The following is a 15,486-nucleotide window of genomic DNA, read 5'->3' as shown; positions in this document are numbered from 1 at the left end:
TGTGAGCCGCAGCTACACCGTCCGCACCTACGGGTGCCAGATGAACGTGCACGACACGGAGCGGATGGCGGGTCTGCTGGAGGAGGCCGGATACGCCCGCGCCGCCGACCCGGACACCGCCGACGTCGTTGTGTTCAACACCTGCGCGGTGCGCGAGAACGCGGACAACAAGCTCTACGGCAACCTCGGTCATCTCCGGCCGCGCAAGCAGGCGAACCCGGACATGCAGATCGCCGTCGGCGGGTGCCTCGCGCAGAAGGACCGCGACACGATCACGCGCAAGGCGCCGTGGGTCGACGTCGTCTTCGGGACCCACAACCTGCACGCGCTGCCCACCCTGCTGGAGCGCGCCCGGCACAACGAGACCGCGCAGGTCGAGATCGCCGAGGCGCTCGAGGTCTTCCCCTCGACGTTGCCGGCCCGCCGCGAGTCCACCTACGCCGGCTGGGTGTCGATCTCCGTGGGGTGTAACAACACCTGCACCTTCTGCATCGTCCCGTCGCTGCGCGGCAAGGAGCGTGACCGGCGCCCCGGCGACGTGCTCGCCGAGGTCGAGGCCCTGGCCGCGGACGGCGTGCTCGAGGTGACCCTGCTGGGCCAGAACGTCAACGCCTACGGCGCGGACTTCGGTGACCGGCAGGCGTTCTCGAAGCTGTTGCGGGCCTGCGGCGAGGTCGAGGGCCTGGAGCGGGTCCGGTTCACCTCGCCGCACCCGCGCGACTTCACCTCCGACGTGATCGCCGCGATGGCCGAGACGCCGAACGTCTGCCCGCAGCTGCACATGCCGCTGCAGTCCGGCTCCGACGACGTCCTGCGCCGGATGCGCCGCTCGTACCGGTCGGAACGCTTCCTGCGGATCCTCGCCGAGGTGCGCGAGTCGATCCCGCACGCGGCGATCTCGACCGACATCATCGTCGGGTTCCCGGGCGAGACCGAGGTGGACTTCGCGGCGACGCTGGACGTCGTGCGGGAGTCGCGGTTCGCGCAGGCCTTCACCTTCCAGTACTCGCCCCGCCCCGGTACCCCGGCCGCCGACATGGACGGCCAGCTGCCGAAGAAGGTCGTGCAGGAGCGCTACGAGCGCCTCGTCGCGCTGCAGGAGGAGATCTCCTGGGAGGAGAACCGCGCGCAGGAGGGCCGTGAGGTCGAGCTGCTGGTCTCCACCGGTGAGGGCCGCAAGGACGGCGTGACGCGCCGGCTCACCGGCCGGGCGCGCGACGGCCGCCTCGTGCACTTCGCCCCGGGCGACGCCGGCGGGATCCGGCCCGGTGACCTGGTCACCACGCGGATCGACTACGGCGCACCGCACCACCTCGTCGCGGACGGCGGTGTACTGAGCCACCGGCGCACCCGGGCCGGGGACGCGGCGGAGGCCGGCGCCCGGCCGACCGGTGCGCCCACCACTCTCGGGTTGCCCGCGTTCGGGCGGCCGACCGAGGGGAGCATCGATACCGAGCCGATCTCGCCGTGCGCGGTTCCCGTCACGTCCGGAGGTACCCGATGAGCGGCGATGTCTCGCCTGAGACCCGAGCCGAGATCGACCACGCAGGTCGCGCAGCGGTGCGGCGGATCGACCCCGGCCCGCGCGCCATGCTGATCGCCGTCGTCGTGGTGGCAGCCGTCGCCGCGCTGCTGCTGCCCTGGGTGGCGGGGACACCGGGCTGGGAGATCCTGGCCGGCGGCGAGTCCGGGCCGCTCCCCACCCTGTTCGCGATCACGCTCACGACGTTCGCGATCGTCGTCTCGGCGGCGGCGTTGCTGACCCGGCTGTGGGTGCTGGCCTGGCTGGCCGCCTTCGGCTGCGGCGTGTCGTCGGTGAACGGGATGTGGGCGATCTGGTCCCAGCAGACCGGTACCGGCAACGGCCCCGGGTTCGGCCTGGTGCTGGGCGTGGTGGCCGTGGTGGTGCTGACGTTCGTGTGGGCGGGGACGGCGCTGCGGCGCGACTGAGTCCGGCCCTCGACCCCTGAGCCTCGACCCACGGCCCCCGCCGATCGGCGGGGCCGTCGTCGTGGGGCTACAGCTCGTCGACCGACCGCTCGGCCGCCTCCAGCCACTCGCGCCACTGGGTCGCCTGGGCCCGGGCCTGCTCGGCGCGCCTGCGGTCCCCGGACGCCTCGGCCTTCTGCGCCTGTGCCTCGAACTGCTCGACGCGGACCCGGAACTGCTCGACGCGGGCCTGGGCCTCGGGGTCGGACCGGCGCCACTGGGCGTCGGCCGCCTCGGCGACCTTCACCTCGATCGCGCGCAGCCGCCCCTCGAGGGTGCGGATGTCGTCGCGCGGGACCTTGCCGATGCTCTCCCAGCGTTCCTGCACGTCGCGCAGCGCGGCGCGGGCGGAGTCCGGGTCGGAGAACTTGATCCGCTCGGCCTCGTCGAGCAGCTGCTTCTTGGCCTCGGCGTTCGCGGCGAACTCGGCGTCGCGGGCGGCGAAGTGCTCGTTGCGGTGGGCGAAGAACCGGTCCTGGGCACCGCGGAACCGGGTCCACAGCGCGTCGTCCGCCTCGCGGTGTGCCCGCCCGGCGGCCTTCCACTCGGTCATCAGGTCGCGGTAGGCGGCCGCCGTCGACGACCACTCCTCGGAGTCGGCCAGCGCCTCGGCCTGGGCCACCAGCTCCTCCTTGCGGTCCTTCGCCAGGATCCGCTGCCGGTCCAGGTCGGCGAAGTGCGAGCCGCGCCGCCGGTTGAACACCTCGCGCGCCTTCGAGTAGCGCTTCCAGAGCTGCTCGTCGGTCTTGCGGTCGACGCCCTTGATCGTGCGCCACTCGTCGAGGATCACCTTGAACCGGTCCCCGGCCTGCTTCCACTGGGTGGAGTCCTCGGCCAGCTTCTCCGCCTCGACGGCGAGTGCCTCCTTGCGGGCGACGGCGTCGGTGCGGGCCCGGTCACGCTCCTCGCGGGCCGCGGCGACACCTTCCTCCGCACGCCCGACGAGCTCGTCGATGCGGTCCCGCAGTCCCGGGACGTCACCGACGACGTGGGCCTCGTCGAGGCCCGCGCGCAGCGTCCGCAGCGCGGACAGCGAGGCCTTCGGGTCCCCGCCGCCGGCAATCCGGGCGGCCAGCACCTCGGTCTCGGTGATCAGCGCGTCGAACCGCTTCGCGAAGTGCTCCAGCCCCTCGGCCGGCGGTCCTGCCTGGTAGGAGCCGATGACCCGGTCACCGTCGGGAGTGATCAGGTGGATGGTGCCGTCGTCGTCGGCACGGCCCCAGCGCCCCGGGTCGGCGGACGCCGACGGGACGGGGGAGGGATGCGCGGCGGGTGGTGCCGCGGCGGCCGGCGTGTGCACCGCGCCGGGCCGTGCGCCGGGAGGACCCGGTCGCGGGCCGGCCCCGGGCGGCGGGCCCGGCTTCGGGATCGAGCCGGGGGTCGGCGGGCCGGGGCGTGGCCCGGGGGTGGCGGCGTTGGTCTCGGGCACCGGTGCGTCCTCCTCGTTCGGCCCGCCGGATCACCGGCGAGCGCCCCGTCCGGACGTCCGTGCGGGGCCGTGCGCGCGCCGAGCCTCCTCGCCGCGGCGAGGGGTCGGAGACGCGATTCAAGCAGGTGAACCGCCTTTGGGGAAACCACCGGTGCCGCCCGGGTGATCGGGCGGGCCACGAGCGGCCGTCCCCCGTCGTCGAAACGTCATCGCGAGCCGGTCCCCGGCCCGCGCCGCCGGCGCGGTGGAGTGCCCGGGCGACCGGCACGGGCGCTGGCTACGCTCGGATGCCGTGTCCGCCGCGATCGCCGTCCTGCCCCACCCGCCGCTGCTCGTCCCCGACCTGAGCGGGGACGCCGCGAGCGAGACCGAGGTGCTGCGCGCGGCCGTCCGCGACGTGGCGAAGGCGCTGGCCGCGGCGGCGCCGGCGTGGATCGCCGTCGGCGCGGACCCGGGCGGGCGGCGCAGTGTCGCCCCCGGCACCCGGGGCACCTTCGCCGGCTACGGCCGCGACGTCCCGGTCGCGCTCCCCGGCTCCGGCTCGGCTGACGAGGGCCCGGAGCTGCCGCTGCCGTTGCTGATCGCCGCCTGGGCGGCGGCCGGGACCGGCGTGACCTCGGTGCGTGGCGAGCTCGTCGCGCCGGACACCTCGCCGTCGGACTGCCTGGAGCTGGGTCGTGCACTGGCGGCCGAGGACGTGGGTCTGCTGGTGCTCGGCGACGGCGCCGCGATGCACACCGCGAAGGCGCCGGGCGGGTTCGACGAGCGCGCCGAGAGCTTCGACGCCGTCGTCGCCACCGCGCTGGACGTCCCCGATCCCGAGGCCCTGGCGCGCCTCGATCCCGCGGTCGCCGCGGACCTGTGGGTGGCCGGTCGCGCTCCGTGGCAGGTCATGGCCGGTGCCGCGGGCGGGCGGGACTGGACGACGGCGCACCGGCACACCTCGATGCCCTACGGCGTCGCGTACCACGTAGCGTTGTGGGAACCGGCGTGACGGCCGGGCCGGGTGGCCCGGCGCTGGTCGCCGTCGTCGGCCCGACGGCCACCGGCAAGTCCGATCTGGGGCTGGAGATCGCGCTCGCGCTCGGCGGCGAGGTGGTCAACGCCGATGCCATGCAGCTCTACCGGGGCCTCGACGTCGGCACCGCGAAGCTCCCCGCCGAGCAGCGGTGCGGCGTGCCGCACCACCTGCTCGACGTCCTCGGCGTCCGAGAGACCGCGTCGGTCGCCGCCTACCAGCGCGAGGCCCGGAAGGTGATCGAAGACCTGCGGGCGAGCGGCCGGACCCCGGTGCTCGTCGGCGGGTCCGGGCTGTACGTCCAGGCGGTGCTCGACGAGCTCGAGTTCCCCGGCACCGACCCGGAACTGCGCGCCGAGCTCGAGGCCGAGCTGGAACGGGCCGGCCCGGGCGTGCTGCACGGCAGGCTCGCCGCCGCCGATCCCGCCGCCGCCGCGCAGGTGCTCCCGTCGAACGGGCGGCGCATCGTGCGCGCGCTCGAGGTGATCACGCTGACCGGAAAGCCGTTCCGGGCGACCCTGCCGACCACCGGTGAGCCCCGCTACGGCGCCGTGCTGCTCGGTGTCGACCGTGCCGTCGACGAGCTCGACGCCCGCGTCGCGACGCGGGTCGACCGGATGCTCGACGACGGCCTGGTCGAGGAGACCCGGGACCTGTTGCCGCACGGGCTCGCCGAGGGCCGCACGGCCTCGCGGGCGCTGGGCTACCGGCAGGTGCTGGACGCGCTGGCCGACGATCCCGACCCCCCCGACGTCGACGGCATCCGGGACGGCACCGTCCGCGCGACCCGCCGGTTCGTCCGGCGCCAGCGATCCTGGTTCCGCCGTGACAAGCGGATCCACTGGCTCGACGGGGCGGACCCGGACCTGGCCCGCAACGCCCGGTCGGTGCTCGCTCGTAGGCTGGTCGTATGAAGCCCGGCATCGAGTTCACCAAGGGCCACGGCACACAGAACGACTTCGTCGTGCTGCCAGACCCGGATGCCGAGCTGGAGCTCACGCCGGAGCGGGTCGCCGCGCTGTGCGACCGCCGCCGCGGGCTCGGCGCCGACGGTGTGCTCCGCGTCGTGCGCTGGGCGAAGCTGGCCGGTGACGACACGGTCCCGCCGCCGGTCGAGGGCGTCGAGTGGTTCATGGACTACCGCAACGGCGACGGTTCGGTCGCCGAGATGTGCGGCAACGGCGTGCGGGTGTTCGCCCGCTACCTGCACGAACGCGGCTGGGCGCCCGGTGGCGGTGCGATCGGCACCCGGGCGGGCGTGCGCACGGCGACGATCCGCGGGGCGACGGTGTCGGTCGACATGGGGCCGGTCGCGATCGGCCCGGAATCCGTCGCGACCGTCGGCGACGCCCGGTTCGACGGCCTCGCCCTGGACGTCGGCAACCCGCACCTGGCCTGCGTGGTCGCCGCCGACCCGGACGCACTGGACCTGACCCGCGCGCCGTCGTACGACCCCCGGGCCTTCCCGCACGGCGTCAACATCGAGTTCGTGACCCCGCTGGACGGCCCCGCCGACGGCGGACGGGTCCGGATGCGGGTGCACGAGCGCGGGGTGGGGGAGACGCGGGCCTGCGGCACCGGGACCGTCGCCGCCGTCGTCGCCGTCCTGCGCGCGGCCGGGCACGACGCGGGCGACGTGCACGTCGGCACCCCCGGCGGGGAGCTGCGGGTGACTGTCGAGCCCGGGACCGGCGGATCCACCGGCCGCACCGTGCTGCACGGTCCCGCGGTCCTGCTGGCGACCGGCGAGCTGGACCGCACGTGGTGGGACGCCCCGGCCTGAGCCGTATCCGGAGCCGGGCGAAACGGACCGGACAACGGCGCCGGGACGTGGGACACTCGAGTGCAAGATGACTGAAGCCCACACGCACGCCACTCCGTCCACCGGCGAACTCGACCTCGAGGAGCGCTCGTCGCTCCGCCGCGTCCGCGGCCTGTCCACCGAGCTCACCGACGTCACCGAGGTCGAGTACCGGCGCCTGCAACTGGAGCGCGTGGTGCTGGTAGGGGTCTGGACCGAGGGTTCCGCCGAGCAGGCAGAGGCCTCGCTCGCGGAGCTCGCCCGGCTCGCCGAGACCGCGGGGTCCGACGTCCTCGACGGCCTGGTGCAGCGCCGGTCGACGCCCGATCCCGCGACGTTCATCGGCTCCGGCAAGGTCGACGAGCTCGGTCTCGCCGTGCAGGCCGCCGAGGCCGACACCGTGATCTGCGACGGCGAGCTCTCGCCCGGCCAGCTCCGCCAGCTGGAGGAGCGGCTCAAGGTCAAGGTGATCGACCGGACCGCCCTGATCCTCGACATCTTCGCCCAGCACGCCCGCTCCCGCGACGGCAAGGCCCAGGTCGAGCTGGCCCAGCTGTCCTACCTGCTGCCGCGGCTGCGCGGCTGGGGTGAGGCGCTGTCCCGGCAGGTCGGTGGCCGGGCCGCAGGCGGCGTCGGGATCGGTGGCCGCGGGCCCGGTGAGACCAAGATCGAGCTGGACCGCCGCCGCATCCGCGCGCGCATGTCGAAGCTGCGCCGCGAGATCGGCGCGATGCGCCAGGTCCGCGAGACCCAGCGTGGTAACCGCAGGCGCAACGAGGTCCCGTCGGTCGCGATCGTCGGCTACACCAACGCCGGCAAGTCCAGCCTGCTCAACCAGCTGACCGACGCCGGGGTGCTGGTCGAGGACGCACTGTTCGCGACCCTGGACCCCACCACCCGCAAGTCCGAGACGTCGGACGGGCGCGCCTACACGCTCACCGACACCGTCGGCTTCGTGCGGCACCTGCCGCACCAGCTGATCGAGGCGTTCCGTTCCACGCTCGAGGAGGCCGCGCAGGCCGACCTGCTCGTGCACGTCGTCGACGGCTCCGACCCGCTGCCCGCGGACCAGATCGCCGCGGTCCGCGAGGTGCTGGTCGAGATCGGCGAGCAGCAGGACGACGCGATGCCGCAGGAACTCCTCGTGATCAACAAGACCGACGCCGCCGGTGACCTCGCCCTGGCCCGGCTGCGGCACTCCCAGCCGGACGCGGTGTTCGTCTCCGCGCACAACGGTGCCGGCATCGACAAGCTCCGCAGGCGGATCGCCGAGCTGCTGCCGCACCCGGAGTACGAGGTCGACCTGCTGCTGCCCTACACCGAGGGCGCCCTGGTGGCGCGGTTGCACGACGACGGGGAGATCCTCGCCGAGGAGCACACCGGCGACGGCACCCGCATCCGTGCCCGGGTCGGCCCGGAGCTCGGCACCGCGGTGCTGCCGTACGCGGTCGGCGGCAGCGCGGCACACGACACCGCCGGGCTCCCCGCCACGGCGGCCGGGCGCTGATTCAAAGGGGCCGGCGCACGAACCGGCTCACCGGGCCGGCCCCACTCGCGGCTTCCGCGGATCGCGGGCGGAGGCACGGCGTTCCGTCTGCGGCTCCCGCGGATCGCGGGCGGAGGTACGGCGTTCCGTCTGCGGCTTCCGCGGATCGCGAGCCCGGGCACGGCGCGTCCTGGGCGGTCCGGCGGAACCCGCTCGCCGGCCCGGTGCTCATGTCCGGCGCGATGCTCGTGTCTGCCGTCGCGCTGCTGGCCCCCGCGGGGCAGCCGCACGCGTCCGCGGCCGTACCCGGTGCACCCGACGCGCCGGTGTCCGCGCCGGAGGGGCCGCCCGGCGTCGCCGTGGCGCAGCCGGAGCCGGTCTGCACGGCGCAGGACCCGCGGGTGGCCGAGCTGTCCGGGCTGGTCGCCGACGGCCCGCCCGGGGCCTCCCCGGAGCGCTACCACGCGATCCCCGACGGCGGTGGGACCGCGGAGGTGTTCACCCTCGACCCGGCGACCTGCGCGGTCACCGCGGTGCGGGACACCGGGATCCCCGTCACCGATGTGGAGGATCTGGGCGTGACGCCCGACGGTGCGTTGTGGCTGGCCGACGTCGGTGACAACGGTGCCCGCCGGGACACGGTGCGCCTCGTCGTGGTGCCGGTGTCCGGGCCGCCGCGGGTGCACGACCTCGTGTACGCCGACGGCCCGCGAGACGCCGAGGCCGTCCTCGTCGGCGATGACGGGATCCCGCTCATCGTGGAGAAGACGACCGGCGTCGCCGGGGTGTACCGCCCGGCCCGCCCACTCGACGGTGCCGGGCCGGTGACGCTGGAACGGGTCACCGGTGTCGTGCTCCCGTACTCGACGACCACCGGCGGTCCGCTCGGCGCGGTCGGTTCGCGAACGGTGACCGGCGCGGCGGTCGGCCCGCCCGGTGCCGCCGACGGCCGGGCCGTCGCGTTGCGGACCTACACCGACGCCTGGGTGTTCCCGCTGCGTGGCGGGCCTGCGGAACCGGCGACCGCGGATGCTCTGGTGGAGGCGTTGCGCGGGAGCCCGCTACCGGTGCCGTTGCCGGACGAACCGCAGGGCGAGGCGGTGGCGTGGGACGGGCGCGGGACCCTGCACTCCGGATCCGAGGCCCGCGGGATGTCCCAGGCTGCGGTCCGCGCGGTGCCCGGCGTGCTGGCCGTGGCGACCACGACCGCGGCGCCGATGGTCGAGCAGCCCGCCGAGGCACCCGCGGTGCGGTCGTTCCCGCCGTGGCTCCCGGCAGCAACCGGCGCCGGTGTGCTCGGCGCGCTGCTGCTGGCCGGGATCGGTGCGATGACGCTGCACGGCCGGCGGCGCTGACGGCCCGGTAGCAGGGTCAGAGCCGGCGCAGCACCGCCACGACGCGGCCCAGGATCGACGCCTCGTCGCCCGGGATCGGGTCGTAGGCGTCGTTGGCCGGCATCAGCCAGATGTGCCCGTCCTTGCGGCGGAACGTCTTCACCGTGGCCTCGCCGTCGATCATCGCCGCGACGACCTCGCCCTGCTCGGCCACCGGCTGCTGCCGGACGACCACCCAGTCCCCGTCGGTGATCGCGGCGTCGACCATCGAGTCGCCCTTGACGTTGAGCAGGAACAGGGTGCCCTCGCCGACGATCTCCCGGGGGAGCGGGAACACGTCCTGCACGGCCTGCTCGGCCAGGATCGGCCCACCGGCGGCGATGTCGCCGATCAGCGGTACGAACGCCGGCGCGGGCCGGTCGGACGGGGCCGACTCGGCCTCCCCGTCGCTGCCGTCAGTGCCCGCGATCTGCTCGGGACTTCGCACGTCCACCGCGCGGGTGCGGTTCGGGTCCCGGCGCAGGAACCCCTTGCGCTCCAGGGTCCGCAGTTGGTGATGCACCGAGGAGGTGGAGGTCAGTCCCACCGCGTCCCCGATCTCGCGCACGCTCGGCGGGTACCCGTAACGGTCCAGCCAGTCCCGGATCACCGCCAGGACCTTGCGTTGCCGCGGGGTCAGACCGCGCGTGTCGGCCGGGCGCTCGGGGAACTCCCTGACCTTCGCGGAACCCCGCCCGGTGGGCGCTCCGCCTCCGGACTCGTCCGCTGCCATCGCATTCGCCTCCTCGAGGATGTACCGGTACGAAGCCTAGCCAAGTCCGGCCCGTCCGCCAAACATGCGTTCGAAGTTGTCGCCCGGCGTGTCGTGGATTTCGCCCAGCGGTCGGTGGTACAACATCGCACGGGCGTTCGATCGAACATCGATTCGACTCGTTCGACGGGTCGGTCCGGGCGTCCCGGGCGTCGGCGGACGCGGCCGGTGGCCGCAGTCGCCGCGATGGTCGTGGCGGACCTGCACAGGCCTCCGACCTGCGGTGACGGTTCCTGTCGGTGCCCGGTGCTAGACAGCTCGTACGCCCGTTCGATCGGCCTCGGGGAAGGGGTCGGTCGGGGTGAGCAGGACGACCGGCCGGGTAGGGCCGGCGTCGACGGCGACCGCGCGGCCGTGAGGCGGTGCGGTCCTCGAGGGAGCAGGAGGAGCCATGCGAGAACTCGACGTGTGCGAGATGGCGCAGGGGCCGCGGCCCGGCCGGAAGCGCCGGAATCTCCGCTGGCCGGCCGGTCGGACCCGGCAGGCTCGGCGCGCGCAGTGCGCCGGCGCGATCCGGCCGGAGGCGGTGGCGGTGGGCGCGGAACCGTCCTGTGTCGTCCTGGGGGCGACGTGGCGCGAGGAGGTCGCGGAGCACGCTGCGCGGCATCGGCGCGGGGCCGGGGCCGGCACCGCCGGGGCGTCCGTCGCGCTCCTGGACGCACCTTGGGGCGCGGTGGAGCAGCTGACTGCCGGGCGGCTGTCCACCGGGCGGCCGGCTGCCGACCGGGTGACTACCGGCCGGACGGCTACCGCCTGGGCGGTTACGGGTCGGGTAGCCACCGAACGGGCGGCTCCCGACTGGACGGCTGCGGGTTGGACGGCTGCCGAACGGTCGGCTCCCGACTGGGCGGCTCGCGCGGCTACCGAACGGGCGGCTCCCGACCGGGCGACCACGGGACGGATGCCCACCGGACCGGCCGGCACCGGACGTGCGGGCGCCCGGCGGACGAGTCGCCTGCGGCCGATCGGGGCGGGTCCGGCTGTCGTCGCGCCGCGCACGGTCCGGCCGGCGGGGCGGCGGTGTGTGGCGCCCGCGCGCCGCCGGAGCCCGCGGATGCGGGTTCGGCCGGTGGGCGAGCGGCTCCTGGTGGGGGTCGCGACCGTCGTCTGCTCGGGCGTCGTGGTCGTGCTGCTCGGCCTGCTCGGCGATGCCGCCGCCGGCTGGAACGCCGGTCCTTCCGCGCCGGTCGGCTCGGTCGTGACCAGCACGGTGGCTCGCTGACGCGTCAAGCAGATCGTGTGCGTGGCGTTCGCCGACCCGCGCCTGGGTGGAGTGGGCACCGCCGGCCGTGGTCGCCCGCCGACGTCCGGTCGGTGATGGCCTCGCTGGTGCCGCGTCGTTGAGTGATCACCGGTTATGGAGTGCGACGTACGCGTGGCGTCAGCAACACTCCTGAGCCGGTGATCTTGAGGGCTGTTCCCCTCTGAACGCACACCGCGCCGCCCGAACCGGGTCGTCCCGGCTCGTCGGTCACCCGGGGCCGCTGCCGCCCGGCCTGGAGGGCCGGGCCTTCTGTCGTGAGACGTCGGGGCATCGGGACGTCGCCGCCCGGCGCGCCGGTGTGGCGTGTCGCGGACCTGTCACGGGACCCGGGGACGTCGCCCGAGGGCGACGGGTGGTCGCGGTGCCGGATGCCGCACCTCCTGATCAGCGGGGATGCGTCCGACCGTGGCCGGTCGGCGTCGGACCGGGCCGCCGACCGCGTGTGCGAGGCTGCTTGTCCCGATCGGGGGAAGCTCGCCGACATGCCGGGGCCGGTATGGCGGACCCCTACATGTGGGGGTTACATTGGTGTCGCTCTCCCAGTGGTTGGGGAGAGCGGGTCATCGCGAGGAGTCCCCGGTAGGTCGTGGGAGAAGGGTGGATCAGTCATGCGCTGCCCGTTCTGCCGACACCCGGACTCGCGGGTGATCGACTCCCGGACCGCCGACGACGGGACGTGTACCCGCCGTCGCCGGTCCTGCACCGAGTGCGGTCGACGGTTCACCACGGTCGAGGAGGCCGTGCTCGCCGTCGTCAAGCGCAGCGGTGTCACCGAACCGTTCAGCCGGCAGAAGGTGGTCGGCGGGGTTCGGCGGGCGTGCCAGGGCCGGCCGGTCGACGAGGACGACCTGCAACAGCTCGCCCACAGGGTCGAGGAGACGGTGCGGGCCCGCGGGGCGGCCGAGATTCCCAGCCACGAGGTGGGGCTGGCGATCCTCGGGCCGTTGCGTGACCTCGACGAGGTCGCGTACCTGCGGTTCGCGAGCGTCTACCGATCCTTCTCCTCCATCGAGGACTTCGAGAAGGAGATCGCCGACCTGCGTTCGGCGGCTGCCGGGGAAGCAGCCGACGACGAGGTCGGACACCGGGACGGCTGAGCGGGACTCATCGGTTCCCGGAACAGGTGTGGGCCCCACGGGGCGCACACCGGGACGGGCGGAGCCGACCCGGCCGGACCGGACACGGGGCGGTGCCCACCACCGCCCCGGCGCTCGCGCACCCCAGCGCGCGGGCGTCACGACATGTCGAATGCGGAGGCAGTTCATGACCGAGACCGTCGGGGGCCCGACGACAGGCACCGGGAACGACACGAACGGTGCGGGGGAGACGCCGGCGAAGACCGCGCGCGGCCGGGGGAAGACCGGCGCCAAGCGCCGCGGTCTGACCGTGCAGCGCGTCTTCACCACCGAGGGCGTGCACCCGTACGAGCAGGTCGAGTGGGAGCGCCGGGACGTCGTCATGACGAACTGGCGTGACGGGACGGTCAACTTCGAGCAGCGCGGCGTGGAGTTCCCGCGCAGCTGGTCGGTGAACGCCACCAACATTGTCACCAGCAAGTACTTCCGCGGCGCCGCCGGAAGCGACACCCGCGAGTCCAGCCTCAAGCAGCTCATCGACCGGGTCGTCGGCTCCTACCGGCGGGCCGGCATCGAGCACGGCTACTTCGCCTCCGACGCCGACGCCGAGATCTTCGACCACGAGCTGACCTGGATGCTGCTGCACCAGGTGTTCAGCTTCAACTCGCCGGTCTGGTTCAACGTCGGCACCCCGAGCCCGCAGCAGGTCAGCGCCTGCTTCATCCTCTCGGTCGACGACACGATGGAGTCGATCCTGAACTGGTACCGGGAGGAGGGCCTGATCTTCAAGGGCGGCTCCGGTGCCGGCCTGAACCTCTCCCGGATCCGCTCGTCGCGCGAGCTGCTGTCCTCCGGCGGCACCGCCTCCGGCCCGGTCTCCTTCATGCGCGGCGCCGACGCCTCGGCGGGCACCATCAAGTCCGGCGGCGCCACCCGCCGGGCCGCGAAGATGGTCGTGCTCGACGTCGACCACCCCGACATCGAGGAGTTCGTCGAGACCAAGGCCAAGGAGGAGGCCAAGGTCCGGGTGCTGCGCGACGCCGGGTTCGACATGGACCTGGGCGGCTCCGACATCACGTCGGTGCAGTACCAGAACGCGAACAACTCGGTCCGGGTCTCCGACGAGTTCATGCGCGCCGTCGAGGAGGGCACCGACTTCGGTCTGCGGTCCCGCACGAGCGGCGAGGTCATCCACTCGGTCGACGCCCGCGGCCTGTTCAGCGGGATCGCCGAGGCGGCCTGGAACTGCGCCGACCCCGGCATCCAGTACGACAGCACGATCAACGACTGGCACACCTGCCCGGAGTCCGGCCGGATCACCGCGTCGAACCCGTGCTCGGAGTACATGCACCTGGACAACTCCAGCTGCAACCTGGCGTCGCTGAACCTGATGAAGTTCCTCGACGCCGACGACCGGTTCGACGCCGAGACCTTCGCCAAGGCCGTCGAGGTGATCATCACCGCGATGGACATCTCGATCTGCTTCGCGGACTTCCCGACCGAGCCGATCGCCGAGACCACCCGCAAGTTCCGGCAGCTGGGCATCGGCTACGCCAACCTCGGCGCACTGCTGATGGCGACCGGGCACGCGTACGACTCCGAAGGTGGCCGTGCCCTCGCCGGTGCGATCACCTCGCTGATGACCGGCGCCGCCTACAAGCGCTCGGCCGAGCTGGCCGGGATCGTCGGGACCTACGAGGGCTACGCCCGTAACGCCGAGGCCCACCAGCGGGTCATCCGCAAGCACGCCGCGGCGAACGACCAGATCCGCAGCTTCCCGGCCAGCAGCCCGATCCAGGACATGGCGACGCTCACCTGGAAGCAGTGCCAGGAGATCGGTGAGGCGAACGGCTGGCGCAACGCCCAGGCGTCGGTGCTGGCCCCGACCGGCACGATCGGCCTGATGATGGACTGCGACACGACCGGCATCGAGCCGGACCTGGCGCTGGTCAAGTTCAAGAAGCTGGTCGGCGGCGGCTCCATGCAGATCGTCAACCAGTCGGTGCGCCGGGCGCTGGACAACCTCGGCTACCAGCCCGAGCAGGCCGAGGCGATCGTCGAGTACGTGGCGGAGCACGGCCACGTGATCGATGCTCCGGGGATGAAGCCCGAGCACTACGAGGTGTTCGACTGCGCCATGGGCGAGCGGTCGATCGCGCCGATGGGGCACGTCCGGATGATGGCCGCCGCGCAGCCGTTCCTGTCCGGCGCGATCTCCAAGACGGTGAACATGCCCGAGCGGGCCACCGTCTCCGACGTCGAGCGGATCTACCTCGAGGGCTGGCGGCTCGGCCTCAAGGCTCTCGCGATCTACCGGGACAACTGCAAGGTCGGCCAGCCGCTCTCGGTCGGCAAGGGCGACTCCGGTGAGAAGAAGCCCGAGCCCGAGGTGGTCATCGAGCAGCGCCCGATCCGCAAGCGGCTGCCGAAGAAGCGCCCGAGCGAGACCGTGTCGTTCACCGTCGGTGGTGCCGACGGCTACCTCACCGCCGGCAGCTACCCGGACGACGGCCTCGGCGAGATCTTCGTCAAGCTCGGCAAGCAGGGCTCGACCCTGGCCGGCGTGATGGACGCCTTCTCGATGTCGATCTCGGTGGGTCTGCAGTACGGCATCCCGCTCGAGTTCTACGTCTCGAAGTTCTCCAACCTGCGGTTCGAGCCGGCCGGCATGACCGACGACCCGGACGTCCGGATCGCGACCTCGGTCCTGGACTACCTGTTCCGCAGGCTGGCGCTGGACCACCTGCCCTACGAGAAGCGTGCCGAGCTGGGCATCTTCTCCGCGGACGAGCGGTCGGCCCAGGTCGAGAACGACTACGGCTCCGGCTCGGAGAACCTGGACCTCGACGAGTTCCGGTCCTCCGTGCCCGCCGCCGGGAAGAAGAGTGACCCGGCCGTCGAGCCGCCGCCGGCCGAGGTCGGCAGCTCCACCGAGCTGCTCGAGCTGCGGCTGGGCAAGGCGGCCGACGCCCCGCTGTGCATGACCTGCGGGACGAAGATGCGGCCCGCCGGGTCCTGCTACCTCTGCGAGGGCTGCGGCTCCACCAGCGGCTGCAGCTGACGAAGCTCGCACAGCACCACGTGGGGCGGCACCGGTCACCGGCGCCGCCCCACGGTGCGTCCGGCCCGTCGGTGTGCGCTGTGGCCCCACCGAGCCGGCCCCACCGAGCCGGCCCCACCGAGCCGGCCCCACCGAGCCGGCCCCACCGAGCCGGCCCCACCGAGCCGGCCCCGCCGAGCCGGCCCCGCCGAGTCAGTCCCGGCGAGTCAGCCCCGCG

The 15,486-nt window shown here is 73.7% G+C and carries 12 protein-coding genes; 10 read left to right on the top strand and 2 right to left on the bottom strand.

The annotated features are described in order from the left end of the window. Nucleotide 1 precedes the first annotated feature (1 nt). Both miaB and JOF36_RS27945 read left to right on the top strand, forming a co-directional pair. The gene (gene miaB, locus JOF36_RS27950) at nt 2-1,504 is read left to right on the top strand and encodes a tRNA (N6-isopentenyl adenosine(37)-C2)-methylthiotransferase MiaB (RefSeq protein ID WP_210032735.1); all 1,503 of its coding nucleotides are present in this window, start codon (nt 2-4) and stop codon (nt 1,502-1,504) included. Next, nucleotides 1,501-1,950, top strand: a complete 450-nt coding sequence (locus JOF36_RS27945; protein WP_210032733.1) for an Rv2732c family membrane protein — start codon at nt 1,501-1,503, stop codon at nt 1,948-1,950. The genes miaB and JOF36_RS27945 overlap by 4 nt, the downstream gene beginning before the upstream one ends. A 67-nt stretch (nt 1,951-2,017) precedes the next feature. On the opposite strand, the gene JOF36_RS27940 is transcribed toward JOF36_RS27945, so the two are convergent. After that, complete coding sequence (locus JOF36_RS27940) at nt 2,018-3,418, bottom strand: DUF349 domain-containing protein (protein ID WP_372447416.1); 1,401 nt, start codon at nt 3,416-3,418, stop codon at nt 2,018-2,020. A gap of 292 nt (nt 3,419-3,710) precedes the next feature. Between JOF36_RS27940 and JOF36_RS27935 the strand changes: the two genes are divergently transcribed. The 5 genes from JOF36_RS27935 (at nt 3,711) to JOF36_RS27915 (ending at nt 9,078) form a co-directional block, all read left to right on the top strand. Then, the gene (locus JOF36_RS27935) at nt 3,711-4,412 is read left to right on the top strand and encodes a class III extradiol ring-cleavage dioxygenase family protein (RefSeq protein WP_210032731.1); all 702 of its coding nucleotides are present in this window, start codon (nt 3,711-3,713) and stop codon (nt 4,410-4,412) included. Further along, nucleotides 4,409-5,350, top strand: coding sequence for a tRNA (adenosine(37)-N6)-dimethylallyltransferase MiaA (miaA, locus tag JOF36_RS27930; protein ID WP_210032729.1), 942 nt, complete (start codon nt 4,409-4,411; stop codon nt 5,348-5,350). Before JOF36_RS27935 ends, miaA begins: the two co-directional genes overlap by 4 nt. Beyond that, nucleotides 5,347-6,219, top strand: a complete 873-nt coding sequence (dapF, locus tag JOF36_RS27925) for a diaminopimelate epimerase (RefSeq protein WP_210032726.1) — start codon at nt 5,347-5,349, stop codon at nt 6,217-6,219. The genes miaA and dapF overlap by 4 nt, the downstream gene beginning before the upstream one ends. Before the next feature lie 67 nt (nt 6,220-6,286). Next, a complete protein-coding gene (gene hflX, locus JOF36_RS27920; RefSeq protein WP_210032724.1) occupies nt 6,287-7,744 on the top strand; it encodes a GTPase HflX in 1,458 nt (485 codons plus the stop codon). Nucleotides 7,745-7,965: 221 nt separating this feature from the next. Further along, nucleotides 7,966-9,078 carry a hypothetical protein gene (locus tag JOF36_RS27915; protein WP_210032713.1) on the top strand — a complete coding sequence of 371 codons (1,113 nt, stop codon included), beginning with the start codon at nt 7,966-7,968 and terminating at the stop codon, nt 9,076-9,078. A gap of 16 nt (nt 9,079-9,094) precedes the next feature. Here the strand turns inward: JOF36_RS27915 and lexA are convergent, their stop codons facing one another. Continuing rightward, nucleotides 9,095-9,829, bottom strand: a complete 735-nt coding sequence (lexA, locus tag JOF36_RS27910) for a transcriptional repressor LexA (RefSeq protein WP_210032711.1) — start codon at nt 9,827-9,829, stop codon at nt 9,095-9,097. A gap of 1,093 nt (nt 9,830-10,922) precedes the next feature. Between lexA and JOF36_RS27905 the strand changes: the two genes are divergently transcribed. From JOF36_RS27905 to JOF36_RS27895, 3 genes are all read left to right on the top strand, one after another. Beyond that, nucleotides 10,923-11,090: a hypothetical protein gene (locus JOF36_RS27905; protein ID WP_210032709.1), complete on the top strand. Its 168-nt coding sequence runs from the start codon at nt 10,923-10,925 to the stop codon at nt 11,088-11,090. A gap of 650 nt (nt 11,091-11,740) precedes the next feature. Beyond that, a complete protein-coding gene (gene nrdR / locus JOF36_RS27900; RefSeq protein ID WP_210032707.1) occupies nt 11,741-12,229 on the top strand; it encodes a transcriptional regulator NrdR in 489 nt (162 codons plus the stop codon). A 166-nt stretch (nt 12,230-12,395) separates the two neighbouring features. Then, nucleotides 12,396-15,269 (top strand): vitamin B12-dependent ribonucleotide reductase, encoded by a 2,874-nt coding sequence (locus JOF36_RS27895; protein ID WP_210032705.1) that lies wholly within the window; start codon nt 12,396-12,398, stop codon nt 15,267-15,269. The last annotated feature ends 217 nt before the right edge of the window (nt 15,270-15,486 follow it).

Origin of the sequence: Pseudonocardia parietis, from assembly GCF_017876315.1 — a bacterium.
GTDB classification, from domain to species: domain Bacteria; phylum Actinomycetota; class Actinomycetes; order Mycobacteriales; family Pseudonocardiaceae; genus Pseudonocardia; species Pseudonocardia parietis.
Note: the sequence above shows the minus strand (reverse complement) of the source record. Positions and strands in the feature narration are given on the sequence as shown.

Coding starts and splice junctions, on each gene's coding strand:
- JOF36_RS27945 (WP_210032733.1), top strand. CDS start 1,501: ATGAGCGGCGATGTCTCGCCTGAGACCCGAGCCGAGATCGACCACGCA.
- dapF (WP_210032726.1), top strand. CDS start 5,347: ATGAAGCCCGGCATCGAGTTCACCAAGGGCCACGGCACACAGAACGAC.
- hflX (WP_210032724.1), top strand. CDS start 6,287: ATGACTGAAGCCCACACGCACGCCACTCCGTCCACCGGCGAACTCGAC.
- JOF36_RS27915 (WP_210032713.1), top strand. CDS start 7,966: ATGCTCGTGTCTGCCGTCGCGCTGCTGGCCCCCGCGGGGCAGCCGCAC.
- lexA (WP_210032711.1), bottom strand. CDS start 9,829: ATGGCAGCGGACGAGTCCGGAGGCGGAGCGCCCACCGGGCGGGGTTCC.
- JOF36_RS27905 (WP_210032709.1), top strand. CDS start 10,923: ATGCGGGTTCGGCCGGTGGGCGAGCGGCTCCTGGTGGGGGTCGCGACC.
- nrdR (WP_210032707.1), top strand. CDS start 11,741: ATGCGCTGCCCGTTCTGCCGACACCCGGACTCGCGGGTGATCGACTCC.
- JOF36_RS27895 (WP_210032705.1), top strand. CDS start 12,396: ATGACCGAGACCGTCGGGGGCCCGACGACAGGCACCGGGAACGACACG.